Origin of the sequence: Enterococcus malodoratus ATCC 43197 (genome assembly GCF_000407185.1) — a bacterium.
Taxonomy (GTDB): domain Bacteria; phylum Bacillota; class Bacilli; order Lactobacillales; family Enterococcaceae; genus Enterococcus_A; species Enterococcus_A malodoratus.
The window spans coordinates 45423-58853 of record NZ_KE136484.1 but is presented as its reverse complement, the minus strand read 5'-3'; the positions used below and the strand labels follow the sequence as shown (position 1 = coordinate 58853).

The following is a 13431-nucleotide window of genomic DNA, read 5'->3' as shown; positions in this document are numbered from 1 at the left end:
AGCTGTCATACTCTATACACTGCGAAAAACAAAACTGACAAAAAAAGCATCTCACTAATTAAAGTGGGATGCTTGGAGAATCCCACTCAACAAATGTCAAACAGGACTTCAATCTGTTTTGCACAAAACAGAATTCAAGTCCTCAGTCTAATAATAATCATTTGTTTAGTAGTCGTCGCGTTCATAGAAATTCTCCTTTAAAATTAAATTTAAATGGCAATTAAATTAATTTATGATTGTAATGATAACGGAGGTTCTATTACTTGTCAATAAGTTTAAAGAATTTTCTGACATTTCAACCTCTCATTTTTGTAAGTAGATTGTTCGCTCAATATATGGTGATCGGCAAAAATATTCGTTAATGTGACATTAAGGAAAGAGCGGATACTCACTTCGCTGTACGTCAATCAACTTTATTTTTCTTGAAATAAGGTTGATTGACGGCTGAGTAAATAGAAATTTTCTTTAAATTAGTGAAAGAGGTTTTTTAATGAATAAAGGAATGACTGGTTTCCAGTTGAAAGTTTTAGGGGTTGTAACGATGGTGCTTGATCACCTTGGAGAATTTTTTCTCTTTTTAGGTGTCCCCATGTGGTTTCATTGGATTGGACGAATTGCCGCACCGATTTTCTTATTTGAAAGTTCTGAAGGCTTCATCCACACGAGTAATCGGAAGAGATATCTGTTTCGTTTATTAGCAGGCTATTGGTTGATGGGCATTATCAATATGATTTTGAATCACTATTTTACAATTGATGGCGCGATCGTGATCAACAATGTCTTCGGTACACTATTTTTAGGTACCGTCTATATGCAGGCCTGCGAATTTTTCAAACAAAAGAAATTCGGCAAAGGAATGATATGGTTCCTTGTGCCAACGCTTTTGAGTGTGTTTGTAATGATATTATTATCTAGCGGCAGTCTATTGGCTTCAAAATTCGGACTGCTCTTCTTCCAAATCTTTACTTTGCTTGTTCCAACCTTAATGATGACTGAAGGCGGTATTCTATTTGTTTTACTTGCCGTTCTATTTTATCTTTTTCACGGTAGGAAGGCTTTACAAATCGCTGCTTTGGTTATAGCAGCAATGATCACTCTAATTCTTGGCGGCGGCATTCAATACGCCTTTACCTTCAATTTCCAATGGATGATGTTTTTAGCAGCAATTCCAATCATTCTATACAACGGTGAAAAAGGCCGCAGCATGCGGAATTTCTTTTATATTTTTTATCCCGTACACATCGCGATTTTTGCTGTGATCAGCTTTTTGCTTCAACGCTGAACTTGACCTTGTTCGTAAAAAGCTTTACAATGCTTTTTGTGAATAAATCGTACAGATAACACGCAATGCGTGTCGAGAGAGAGGCGGTTTCTATTAATTTAGAAACCTTCCTCTCTCTTTTTTTGCCAATTCCACTTTTCTCAGTTTATAGCATTAGCAATCGGTACAAAAATTTTTTATCGGTTTAGGTACCGAGCGTTTTGGTGAAATGGCATGCATGACGAAGATAAAGCTATTTGTCTGTTTTTTTGAAAAACAGCTGTAGGTTCTATTCCTTAATCTACTGATTTGGTGCGAATCGATCTTCTAAAATAAAGTTATCTGTGGAAATAAAGTGAGGTTATATTATATGAAAGAAAAGAAAATCCATTTGTTGTTAGCTGTTCTTGCCACTGGGATTATGTCCTTCGCCGGTGTTCTGATTGAAACTGCGATGAACGTAACCTTCCCTACTTTGATCAATCAATTCGGAATATCCACCGGTATGGTGCAATGGGTCACGACCATTTATCTCTTAGTGATCTCCATTATGGTGCCCTTCTCCAATTATTTATTGAAAAATTTTTCGATTCGTAAATTATTTATCGTCGCAAATCTCTTTTTCATCGCAGGTTTAGTGATTGATTTATGGTCGCCCTCCTTCAGCATCTTATTATTTGGCCGTTTATTGCAAGGAGTCAGCACAGGGATCGCTTTGCCGCTGATGTTTCATATTATTCTAAATTTCACACCTATGCACAAACGCGGCACAATGATGGGAGTCGGCACTTTAACGACTTCGATCGCCCCGGCAATTGGACCGACTTACGGCGGAATTATGACCGCTAGTCTCTCTTGGCATGCAATCTTTCTATTCTTATTGCCAGTATTAGCCATTTCATTAGTGATCGGCCTCTATGCCATTCCGGAAATGCCGGTTAAAAAAACCGGCGCTTTGGATATCGTAAGCTTACTCGGCGTTGCGTTGCTCTTCAGCGGATTGTTACTTTTCTTAAATCAAATAGGCAGTTTATTAGGGCTGCTTTCATTAGCTGTCGGCATTGTTGGCTTCCTGATTTTTTATCGTCAAGCCACTCGCGGAAAAAATCCTTTGGTACGAATTGCAGTTTTGAAAAATAAAGTCTTTGTTTTATTCTTGTGCGGCTTTTTAGTTTGTCAGTTTTTACTTTTAGGTATTTCTTTTGTCTTGCCTAACTTTATTCAAATCGTTTTAGGAAAAGACGCGTTTATTGCTGGTCTTGTAATGATGCCCGGAGCAGCTGTCGGCGCAATCCTAGCTCCCATTTCTGGCCGCGTCTTAGATACATTCGGTTCAAAAAAACCGATTCTGCTTGGATTAAGCTTCGCAACCATTGGCTGGATTGCCTTAACCTTGTTATTACGCTCACCGATTTTGCTTGGATTTGTCGCTGGACATGTCTTTTATATGATCGGCATCGGCTTTGCCTACAGCAATTTAATGACTACTGGTATGAACTTGCTTTCAGAGGAGGAATACGGTGACGGCAACACCCTGTTCAATACTCTACAACAATTCTCTGGCGCAATTGCCACAGCGATCGTTGCTACGATCATCAACTTGGCACAGCAATCGCAGTCTGATTTTATCGCGGCTACTGTTACCGGCTCACAGATTTCGCTGCTTGTTCTACTGGCTCTACTTGTAGCAGTATTTATCGCTAGTCTGATTCATTTCCGCAAAGAGCCTAAATTGGGTTAATGTTAAGAAAAAGGGCAAAAATTCATAGCTTCGTCGCTGGTTTTCACAGCCCATCCTGAAAACTGAAACTATAGTAAGTTTGGAGGTAGCGAGAATGTCATTAGGAACTAACTTTTTCAATGCTCGAAAGAAACAAGGCCTATCGCAAGAAGATGTGGCGGAAAAACTTGGTGTAAGCAGACAGACTATTTCAAAATGGGAACTCGACGAAACACTGCCCGATATCAACCAGTCAAAAAGGTTGGCGGCCCTGTACAAAATATCTTTAGATGATCTGATCGAATTTGATCCCGACCTAAACGATATAAAGGAAGTTATCGCGAAGACTAGTGAAGAAAAACAGCAGGAAATCGATTGGACCTCGGTCTGGTCAGAAAAATATCCGGTTTTAGCAACTTATCAAAAAGTGGTGCGTATCGATGATTATGTCCCAAAAATAACCGACATGCTGCTGCGTTAAAAAAAAGACTATGGATACAACGATCAAGATGCTTTTCTAGTTTTTAAAGATATCCTTGCCAAGACGTATAAATAAAGTAAAAAGCCGTGATTTTTGTGGTCACGGCTTTTGCTTGTCTAAATTTTTCTATTTTTCACATTCAGCAACATCATTCAATGAAATAGTTGCTTCACTTTTCTTCACTTGCATGACTAAGACGATCGCCAATAAAACGATTACTGCACCAAAAATTGGTGTGTAGGCAATCCCCATTTTTCCAGTTACTTGTGCGCCAACAGTTGATCCTAAAGTAATACCAATATTAAATGCTGCAATATTAAGTGCAGAGGCCAACGTAATATCTTGCGGCACATATTTTTCCGCCAATTGTACGACATACAATTGCAGCCCAGGTACATTCATGAAGGCGAACAACCCTAAGAGCATTGCCGCTATCAATCCCAAAATAGTATTTCCAATCAGAATCGTCGCAAATAAGAACACGAGCGCTGCCATCAATAGACCAAACATTTTAATCAACGAAGCCAATGGTTTTTCATTAGCGAAATGCCCTCCAACAGTATTACCAATGGCCACCATCACACCGTAAACGATCAAAATAATCACAACTGCGCTGGCTGAAAAACCAAAGCCCTCTAAAATCGGGGATAGATAAGTGTAAGCCGCGAATGTTCCGCCATACCCAAAAGCAGTGATCAAGAAAGACATCACTAATGGCTTATTGGTAAATATCCGAGCAAAACCCTTCAAGTCAACCTTACCAGGAATTGGCAAATGACGAGGAACCAAGAAACTGCTGGCAATCAGACCTAGTAATCCAACGACAGCGATAAAAATGAAGGACATGTTCCAAGATGTTTGCTGACCAATAAATGTTCCCAGCGGCACACCCGTTACTGTCGCTACAGTTAAACCAGTAAACATGATGGCGATCGCACTTGCACGTCGTGAAGGTTCTACGACATCAGCTGCGATAACCGTTGATACCGACATAAAGATTCCATGAGCCAACGCTGCTAAAATACGACCCAGCAATAAAATCATAAAGGTTGGCGCAAAAGCTGCCAGCAAATTTCCACCAATGAACAATGCCATGATACCAAGCATCAAATTTCGACGATTCCATTTTCCTGTTAAAACAGTCAGCAATGGCGCGCCGATCGTAACTCCTAACGCATATAAAGAAACAGTCAAGCCCGCTTGAGCCAATGTAACGTTGAAGCTTTTGACGATCATCGGTAAAAGTCCAACGCTGATAAATTCAGTCGACCCAATCGCAAAGGCGTTGATTGCGAGAGCCAGTAAAGTTAAGTTTGGTGATATTTTCTTTTCCATGTTGTTCCTCCAAAAAAAGTATTTGTAACCTACGAGAAGATACTATATACTGTTGATGACCTTTTGATAAGTACCCACTTTTTTGTACTATAGGTACCTTTTAGTAACTTTTGGATCATATCAATGTTTTTAGGAGGAATTTTTTTTGGAGAATCGTGCATATATGATTGGTGTCGAAGCAACAATGGATGTTATCGGCGGAAAATGGAAACCCATTATTCTTTGTAACCTTCGTCATGGACCAATGCGTCCCAGTGATTTGAAACGCGGAATTACAGGGATCAGCCAAAAAATGCTGACACAACAGCTGCGGGAATTAGAAGACGACAATATCATTGATCGCAAAGTCTATCAGCAAGTCCCACCGAAAGTCGAATATTCATTAAGCGACTACGGCCGCAGTCTTTCAGATATTTTAGATAGTCTATGCAGTTGGGGCGAGCAGCATGTCTCCCACTTACAAGAACAGGGACAAGATATTTGTTTGAAAGCAAACTAAAAAGAAGTTGAGACATTGAAGTGCGAATAGTTAGATTTTTGATCTAACTATTCGCACTCGCTTTACATGCCCAACTTCTTTTTTATTTGATCACGATATCATCTGTCATTTTTGCCCAATGATTAGTTGGTCCATGTCCATGACCGACGAAAATTGGTTGACTGATCGCTGCTTGGATAAATTTCTTTCCAATAATGATCGCCTCTTTTAATTCCACCCCTTTGGCTAATTCAGCCGCTATGCACGCCGAAAAAGTATCCCCCGTTCCATGTGTATTAGTTGTAACAACTCTTGGAGCACTCATCCAAAAACTTTCTCCCGATGCCAATAAGACAAAGTCCGCTGCCTCTTCGTTTTGGCTATGTCCGCCTTTAACGACGACATTTTTTGTTCCTAAGTCTTGTAATTTTTTGGCTGCATCAATCATTTCCTGGTCTGTAACGATCCGCTGTCCAATGATCACTTCTGCCTCTGGCAAATTAGGTGTAACGATCGTGGCTAACGGCAACAATTGTTCATTGATGGTTTTCACGGCATCACTTTGCAGCAAGTGATGGCCGCCCTTTGCCACCATTACTGGGTCAACAACTAACGGGCCAAAGTCGACTTCTTTTAGCTTCTTAACCACTGTTTCTACCCGTTCCACGTCTGCCAGCATCCCAGTCTTTGCAGCTCCAATCGCAAAATCCGCTGCTAATGAATCAAGCTGTTCTTCAATAAAGGCACTTGGAATCGCCATGCTATCTTGCACACCATAGGTATTTTGCGACGTCAGTGCCACGATAATACTCATGCCAAAAGCTTTTCGAGCTTGGAAGGTTTTTAAATCTGCTTGGATTCCTGCTCCGCCACCGGAATCAGAGCCGGCGATCGTTACGACTTGAGGTGTTGCATTGATCATTTTTGTTCCTCCAATACTTCTTCGATTTTTTGTTTTAAATGGCGAACCTTTTCCCCGACATCCTTCGCCCGCATGATCTCACTAACGATCGAAACACCTGCGATGCCCGTTCCGCAAAAATCGATCAAATTGTCTTCTTTAATCCCGCCGATCGCAACACTTGGAATCCTTACAGCCTCATTGATAGCTTTCAAGGTTTCAATCGAAGTCAATGCAGTATCCTTGGTTTTCGTTGGAAAAATTGCTCCGATACCCAAATAATCTGCACCCGCTTCTTCGGCTTCCAATCCTCGTTCCACGGTCTTTGCTGAAACGCCCAATATTTTTTCTGGGCCGATCATAGCTCGGACGATCTCTACCGGCAGTTCATCATCTCCGATATGGACACCTGCCGCATCAACTGCCAAACAAATATCCACTCGGTCATTGATGATCAATGGTATATGATACCGATCCGTGATTGCTTTTACCTGTAAAGCCAAATCATAAAATTTTCCTGTCACTAATTCTTTTTCTCGTAATTGAACAAGTGTCACACCATTTTTACAAGCCGCATCAATCACCGATAAAAATTCTGCCTCGTTAAAATCATAGCGTCCAGTCACAAGATATAACGTTAAGTCCATTGTTTTTCCCATCCCTTCAACGCAGTCCACCAATTTTTTTCCATCAGAATCGACAGTTGGTTCAACGTTTCCTGACGGAATGCGGCCAAGCCAATCAGGTCTCCTGCTTGCTCTCCGCAAAGATTAAAATAGCTGACCGCCGTAACAGCTGCATCTGCCGCACTCACTCCACTCCCTAACAGAGCCGCGATCAATGCTCCAACGATATCGCCTGTTCCAGTAAAACGATCTAATGCGGGCACCCCGTTCTTCAAACACCAAATACGCTTTTGATCAACGATAATATCTTGACTGCCAGTGGCTAAAAAAATCGTATTTGGATAGGTCGTTGTTAATTTCTGCATTGCTTCCGATAGCTCTTCTATAGCTGTCTCACTTTGATCTAATACACTGCCGTCTACTCCTCGAGCATAGCTCGGCAATCCGCAAAAATTCCGCAACTCAGAAATATTTCCCTTCACCACAGTTGGTCGTTCTGCGACCAGCCAGCGCCCAACCTGATCGCGTACCTGGCTAACACCGTATCCAACGAGATCAATAACTGTAGGCTTTTGTAGTTTTTTGGCTAGTTTACTAGCGGCTACCAAACTTTTTTGCCGTTCTTCCGACAAATGACCAAGATTCAACAGCAAACTATCTGTCTGCTGAAACAACTCTTTGAACTCTCTTGTATCTGAGGCCATGATCGGCTTTGCGCCAACATACAGCAGGGCATTCGCCAGTGTTTCGCAAGTCACCTCATTCGTTATACAATGAACCAATGGCGCATTCTCTAACGGAAATACTTTTGAAAAATTCGTTTTGATCATCCAAACATCCTCTCACTCAAAAATAAGCGCTGCCAACGTTTAAAAATCGTCGTCTCCTGCAGCTTCACCAACACAACAAAGGCAATTGCCGAACCGATCAAAGCCGCACCGATAAATCTTGGGGTGTAAATCAACCAATACAAATCACTTTGACTCCCGGTGAACCAGACCATCACAGGATACGACAGCAGTGAGCCGATAATTCCTGTGCCCACAATTTCACCTATCATCGACCAGACCAGCCTTTTTCCCAAACGATAAAATAGGCCCGCAAAAAATGCCCCAAATACTGCACCGGTTAAAGCTAACGGCGGAATGCCTAACATCGTCATCCGAATCAAAGCACAAACGAATGCCATCGCAGTTCCATAGATTGGCCCCAACAATACTCCAGCGATAATATTCATGACACTGGACATCGGTGCCATCCCTTCGATTCGCATTAGTGGTGACAGAACAACATCCAACGCAATCATTAAAGCCAGTAATGTTAATTTGTGGATTTTATTTTTCTCCACGACAAATATCCTCCCTTTATTAGAGAAATGCGCAACAGACATCCAAAATTAGTTAACGTAAATTTGAATGATCTTTATCCGCATACCTTTTCACTAATCCATGCTGCAAAAATAAATCACTTCGCCATAACCTGATTAAAATGAAATCGGCAAAAAAGAGTGTCTGAAAAGACAGAAAAACCCAACCAAAATAAACTGGTCGGGTACGATTAGTTAACTAGCTACATTTCCCTGCGACAGTCTTAACTGCATCAGGTTCAATGGGTATAATCTCAGCTAAACAGCACCCCAAATGTTTCTCTTCAATTGCTTGGAGTATAACATACTTTTTTTAATTCAACTAGCGTATACGGAGAAAACAAACACGGATTATTTTGCTGGATCACTTCTTTGTGTTAGAAAATTTTCAAACATCCTTTATACTTAGAGAAAATAGAGAGGATGTTTTTATGTCTAAACCAGATTTTTCAGCGATCCATCATGTCGCAATCATTGTTTCTGACTATCAAAAAGCGAAGCACTTCTATGTTACTGTACTCGGTTTGCCGATCATTCGCGAAAATTTCCGTCCGGAACGTCAAGACTACAAACTAGATTTACAGTTAAACGATGCGGAACTAGAAATCTTTGCTGTACAAAATCCGCCAAAGCGTCCCAGTTTTCCTGAAGCAGCCGGTTTGCGCCACTTGGCATTTAAAACAGAGGATATCGAAGCCACCATCGCTTATTTAAACAGCCACGGAATCGACTGCGAGCCTTTGAGAACCGATGATTTCACAGGCGAGAGGATGACTTTTTTCTTTGATCCGGATGGTCTTCCGCTAGAATTGCATGAATAATAGCAAAAACATCCCTTTCTAGAGCAAAATCATCTACTCTAGAAAGGGACATTTAACTACTACTGAAATTTTTATACTTCTTCCACAGGATATTTAATCGCATTTTTCTTTAATTTTTCACTAATGATCTCATCAATATCAAAATCCAAATTATCCGCCATCATATAAGAATAGATCAGTACATCGGCCAATTCTTCTTTTAAACGTTCCGTTTGCATGCGCGCTTCTTCAGAATCCTTCCACTGGAAAAGTTCTAACAGCTCTGCTGATTCCAAACAAATCGATAAAGCAAGATCTTTTTCGTTATGAAACGGACGCCAGTTTCGTTCATCACGAAATTGATTGATTTTTTCCATGCTATTCATACATCAACCTTCTTTCGCTACTATTCTACCATAGAAACAAAGTTGCGATTTTTTTCAAGCTCATTGATCATTTCTTGAATCCAACGTGTACTTTGTCTTGTCAGAAAAGGATCGATTACAACTACTGGATAGTCCGCCGGCAGTCCTTCTGCGGACCCCGTCGTAATCAAGCAGTCATAATGCCTCAACTCATTATGTAATTGGAAAGTGCCGCCAGATAATTTTTCAAAATTGACGATCATTAAATTCCCATAGATCGTATCAGAAATTTGCTTTGCTAAAAAGCTTTCTTCTGTTGGTGTTAAATCAGATAACAGCAGAATCTTCAGCAAAGGTTCCTGGCTAGCCAACCATCTCATACTCTGTTCTTCTGTCGTGATCAATAAGTAAGTATAGTTTCGTACAAAGTCTTCTTCCTGATACATTTCGTATTTATCAACAAACCTCTGTACCAAAGCCTTCACTTTTTCCAGCCCGCAGTTATAAACTTTTGAAACCTCGGACAAAAAAACAGTTCGATTACGCCGCAACAAGCACACGTAACTCCCTTGTGGATTGTAAAGGTAGAAATCATTTGATAGGACAGTTGCCAAATTGATTTTACTTTGTCTATCCAAATGATAACCCAGCATTTCATTATATTTTTCCACTAGTTCATAATGGCGGGTAAATAGTTGCTGGTATTTTTCATTGTCTTTCATTGCAAGTTCCCGATGGGGCGTACTGAATACGGTAGAATCAGAAAAGATCAACCATAGACCATCACGTACTATTTCCGGCGTTAAAACAAGGTCTGTCGCCTCTCTGACAGCCTGCTTCAATGCCTTAAAAGATAATTCCATCGGCAATCGAAATCCTACCGTTCGTAATTCCTGTTTAGGATACTTATGCCCATTTTTAATTCGCCAAATACTAATATAAAAATTGTAGACTAAACGTTTTTGAAAGATATATTTTTCATGAATCTGATTGATTTTAACCAAATCCTGCACATATCGTTCAATGATGTGATAATGCTTGGCGGGCAATTTAGGCAAGGTACTTTCAAAGGCATTTTGCCGTTCGCTATAAAAGCGAAAATAAAAATTGCGAATCTCTCCCTCGTCACCTTCCACCCGCAACGGGCGGTAGCACAACTCCATCCCTGCTTGAGTCAATGTCTTTTCGATTTTCTTTAAATAGCGTTGCGTATTTGATGAACTGAGATACAGCTTTTTAGCCAATGCCGTGATGTTTTCGCATTCCTCATACAATAGTTCTTCAATGATTTGAAATTCAGGATTGGTAGTTAAAATATTGGCATACAGATTTCCCAGACTGACTTTTTTATCAATAACTAAACGATAGAGACCTTTTGTCTTCTTAATTTGAAATTTCGTATGGCCTTCATTAATCAATTCGATATCATTCAATAAAATTGGTAATGAGCAATTCAGTTTGCTCATTAATTGATCGCTCGACCAACCATCACGACGATAATATAGTTGTTCTAATAGCGCTAATCGTCGTTTGTTGCTTGTCCCTAAAACTGCACGAAAGTCCATGACCATTCCCCTCTCAAAAGAACGCCTTCGCTTAAAACTATCTACTCTTTCCCCTTTAACCGACGACACATCCGAAAACAAGTTTTGGTATTATATTAAAGAACGCTGGATCAATGATTAATAACCTCATTCTGTGCTATTTCCTCAACATTAATTCAATTTTTAATTATAAGAAATGCCAAACACTTGTAATCTTTTTTTGTTGTTAACAAATAATAATATAAAAAAATGATAATGGCAATTTTTGTTAAAAACATTCAAAATACACAATTCTAAAATTACTTTTTTTTAATTTAAGGAAAAAAAACGGAAAAAGCTCTTTAAAATCGCAAAAAAGAACAGAATTAAGCGATCTTTTGGCGTATATCCAAAGGAATAGGCCCACCCTTTAACAGAATTTATCAAAAATTTGTTTTCACCATTTTCCCAAATTTTTTCAAAAAATGAAAAAACAAGAACTAAATCAGTTCTTGCTTTTCATTTTCTAATTAATTTTCTGTTTGTTGTATATGACCACACTTAATGAATATACCTGTGATGGCAAGATACCGCCTTTTGAACTATTGGGTTGTTAATCTCTCGCTCACACCAAAGAGAGCTTTAGCCGCCTCAAATTCTTTATCTTCATCAATGACTGAAAAACGTTGGGTGCTTCAAATAAAAACACTCATTATCTTAAATGAGTGTTCGTTATTCTTTCTATTTCGAAAGGAGTCTAATTGACTAGACTCAAATAATAGTCTTGCCAAAATTTTTCAGTCACAACTTTTTCACCATCTTCAATGGTGAATTCCCCCGTCTCTGGTTCAATGATTCGGTCATCCGGCACATGATACAAACGTCGTTGCCCCTTAATGGGGAATGGCTTGATACAGCGAACATTCGCAAAAACCCATGCATACGAACCTTCGTCCAATTGTTTTACATCCACAAGATCTACAATACAGACAGCATGCCCTGATATACAGTCTGGCGTTTTAATAGCGGTCGAACAAATCAGTAATGGACCGCGATAGTGTGTAGACCACGAACGATACTCTTCTGTTTTTTTTCCTGAAAGAATTTCCATAACTGGCGCTGGATGGATTGAGATAGCTTTCAAAGCATTCGCCTCACTTTTGCATATTTACTATTATCTTATCACTTTATCTACGATCTAATAGAATTAAATTAACCGTTTACATATATTATCTTAAATTTTTTTTTGCAGAATTTTATCAAAGAGCGGCAGCCAAAATTCTTCATAAACGATTACATAGGTTGTAACCGCATGATTTTCAGCTCTAGAAGCTACCTTATAAAGAACATAAGCTGCGGTTTCTTTTGGGTAGCCGTAAATTCCTGCACTTAACACTGGAATTGCGAGGGTAGACAGCTCGTATTCACGAGCCAGTTGAAAGACTGCTTCATATGCAGAATACAGCAGCTCCTCTTCATTATGCTTGCCATCAATATAACGTGGTCCTACCGCATGGATCACATAAGTCGCTGACAGCTCGAATGCTGGAGTGATCACTGCCGTGCCTGTTGGTGTTCCACCAATCGCCGCCATTGCCTGCTTTAATTTAGGACCTGCGGCTTGGTTAAGAGCCCCATCCACACCTCCACCAGGAATCAGCGCCGAGTTCGCTGCATTGACGATTGCATCCACTTGAAAATCTAAACGGGAAATATCTCCTAGTGTTACTTTGATCATTGTTCTCCGCTCCTTTAACTAGTTTTATCTATTATAACAATAATCATATAGATCCTTCCTTGACCACTCTACCAGATACTGCTGACCTTCGTCAGTTTAGTAAAAAAAATTCAGCCGCAGCGACACTTCTAAGCGGCTGATTAAAAAAATAACCTATCGTTTTACAGATCTTCGCTATAATCTGAAAATTGGTTTATTCTTGAAAGAAGGACTTTAGTATGAAATTAATTATCTACGGATTATTGCTATTTTTAGCTTTTCGCTTATCCTTACACGCATTTTAATTCGAAAAGATCTCACGTTTAAAACTACTGAGCATCCCTGTTTATTCGATCCTCATGTTTTTCGCTACCATGAGGTGGACTTCGGAAAATTTCTTTACAGCGTTTATTTTGATTCTTGCTGCGGGCTTTATCGGCTGGTTTCAAACCATTAAATCAGAAATCAAGGTAACTGACGAACTCGATCGACACCAGCGTCCAGTGATACTCATCAAAAAAGGATTTCCTTATATTTTGGGCTGGATTGCGATCTTTATATTGGGGATCATGATGCATTTCTTTCACCATGCCTCTATTGCGATCGACGATATTTTCTCCGAATTCGCCCACGAGTTGTTGAAGGATATTGCTGTCTTCACTCGCTTCAGCAGTAAGGACAGCTGGTATGTTTGGGCTTTATCCGGTGTCTCCAGTATGACGTTTACTTTCTTTCTCGAGAAAAAAGAGGCTCGTCTGAAAGATATTTTACACCAAGGAACTAAAAATCAGCGGAAAAGAGCACATCCTGATAATCGCTAACACAAAAAAGGAGAGGGGACACTTCTGTAAGAAAGTG

General features: G+C 39.9%; 15 protein-coding genes and 1 riboswitch. Of the genes, 6 read left to right on the top strand and 9 right to left on the bottom strand.

The window, feature by feature from the left end; genetic code table 11:
• Positions 1 to 490: 490 nt before the first annotated feature.
• The 3 genes from I585_RS21040 to I585_RS22785 all read left to right on the top strand — a co-directional run bounded on the left by I585_RS21040 (position 491) and on the right by I585_RS22785 (position 3462).
• A complete protein-coding gene (locus tag I585_RS21040) occupies positions 491 to 1282 on the top strand; it encodes a TraX family protein (protein ID WP_010741347.1) in 792 nt (263 codons plus the stop codon).
• 349 nt (positions 1283 to 1631) lie between these two features.
• Positions 1632 to 3002 (top strand): MFS transporter, encoded by a 1371-nt coding sequence (locus I585_RS21035; protein ID WP_010741348.1) that lies wholly within the window; start codon positions 1632 to 1634, stop codon positions 3000 to 3002.
• A gap of 94 nt (positions 3003 to 3096) precedes the next feature.
• Positions 3097 to 3462 carry a helix-turn-helix transcriptional regulator gene (locus tag I585_RS22785; protein WP_010741349.1) on the top strand — a complete coding sequence of 122 codons (366 nt, stop codon included), beginning with the start codon at positions 3097 to 3099 and terminating at the stop codon, positions 3460 to 3462.
• A gap of 126 nt (positions 3463 to 3588) precedes the next feature.
• Here the strand turns inward: I585_RS22785 and I585_RS21025 are convergent, their stop codons facing one another.
• Positions 3589 to 4797: an MFS transporter gene (locus tag I585_RS21025; protein ID WP_010741350.1), complete on the bottom strand. Its 1209-nt coding sequence runs from the start codon at positions 4795 to 4797 to the stop codon at positions 3589 to 3591.
• A 145-nt stretch (positions 4798 to 4942) separates the two neighbouring features.
• Here I585_RS21025 and I585_RS21020 point away from each other — a divergent pair, with 145 nt between their 5' ends.
• Positions 4943 to 5296 (top strand): winged helix-turn-helix transcriptional regulator, encoded by a 354-nt coding sequence (locus I585_RS21020; RefSeq protein ID WP_010741351.1) that lies wholly within the window; start codon positions 4943 to 4945, stop codon positions 5294 to 5296.
• 82 nt (positions 5297 to 5378) lie between these two features.
• On the opposite strand, the gene thiD is transcribed toward I585_RS21020, so the two are convergent.
• Genes thiD through thiW form a run of 4 tightly spaced genes read right to left on the bottom strand, consistent with a single transcriptional unit; the run spans position 5379 to position 8150 of the window.
• Positions 5379 to 6197: a bifunctional hydroxymethylpyrimidine kinase/phosphomethylpyrimidine kinase gene (thiD, locus tag I585_RS21015; RefSeq protein WP_010741352.1), complete on the bottom strand. Its 819-nt coding sequence runs from the start codon at positions 6195 to 6197 to the stop codon at positions 5379 to 5381.
• Positions 6194 to 6823, bottom strand: a complete 630-nt coding sequence (gene thiE, locus I585_RS21010) for a thiamine phosphate synthase (RefSeq protein WP_010741353.1) — start codon at positions 6821 to 6823, stop codon at positions 6194 to 6196. The genes thiD and thiE overlap by 4 nt, the downstream gene beginning before the upstream one ends.
• The gene (gene thiM, locus I585_RS21005) at positions 6814 to 7632 is read right to left on the bottom strand and encodes a hydroxyethylthiazole kinase (RefSeq protein ID WP_010741354.1); all 819 of its coding nucleotides are present in this window, start codon (positions 7630 to 7632) and stop codon (positions 6814 to 6816) included. Before thiM ends, thiE begins: the two co-directional genes overlap by 10 nt.
• The gene (gene thiW, locus I585_RS21000) at positions 7629 to 8150 is read right to left on the bottom strand and encodes an energy coupling factor transporter S component ThiW (RefSeq protein ID WP_010741355.1); all 522 of its coding nucleotides are present in this window, start codon (positions 8148 to 8150) and stop codon (positions 7629 to 7631) included. The genes thiM and thiW overlap by 4 nt, the downstream gene beginning before the upstream one ends.
• 211 nt (positions 8151 to 8361) lie before the next feature.
• Positions 8362 to 8451, bottom strand: a riboswitch (TPP riboswitch).
• 148 nt (positions 8452 to 8599) lie between these two features.
• Between thiW and gloA2 the strand changes: the two genes are divergently transcribed.
• On the top strand, positions 8600 to 8989 hold the full coding sequence (gene gloA2, locus I585_RS20995; RefSeq protein ID WP_010741356.1) for an SMU1112c/YaeR family gloxylase I-like metalloprotein: 390 nt from the start codon (positions 8600 to 8602) through the stop codon (positions 8987 to 8989).
• 71 nt (positions 8990 to 9060) lie between these two features.
• On the opposite strand, the gene I585_RS20990 is transcribed toward gloA2, so the two are convergent.
• From I585_RS20990 to I585_RS20975, 4 genes are all read right to left on the bottom strand, one after another.
• Positions 9061 to 9354, bottom strand: a complete 294-nt coding sequence (locus I585_RS20990; protein WP_010741357.1) for a nucleotide pyrophosphohydrolase — start codon at positions 9352 to 9354, stop codon at positions 9061 to 9063.
• Between the two features lie 20 nt (positions 9355 to 9374).
• Positions 9375 to 10898, bottom strand: coding sequence for an AcpB/EbpR/MafR family transcriptional regulator (locus I585_RS20985; protein WP_010741358.1), 1524 nt, complete (start codon positions 10896 to 10898; stop codon positions 9375 to 9377).
• 715 nt (positions 10899 to 11613) lie between these two features.
• Positions 11614 to 12000, bottom strand: a complete 387-nt coding sequence (locus I585_RS20980; RefSeq protein ID WP_010741359.1) for an ASCH domain-containing protein — start codon at positions 11998 to 12000, stop codon at positions 11614 to 11616.
• A gap of 90 nt (positions 12001 to 12090) precedes the next feature.
• Positions 12091 to 12594 carry a macro domain-containing protein gene (locus I585_RS20975; protein WP_010741360.1) on the bottom strand — a complete coding sequence of 168 codons (504 nt, stop codon included), beginning with the start codon at positions 12592 to 12594 and terminating at the stop codon, positions 12091 to 12093.
• Positions 12595 to 12947: 353 nt separating this feature from the next.
• Between I585_RS20975 and I585_RS20970 the strand changes: the two genes are divergently transcribed.
• Positions 12948 to 13394: a hypothetical protein gene (locus I585_RS20970; RefSeq protein WP_143142522.1), complete on the top strand. Its 447-nt coding sequence runs from the start codon at positions 12948 to 12950 to the stop codon at positions 13392 to 13394.
• Positions 13395 to 13431: the final 37 nt, after the last annotated feature.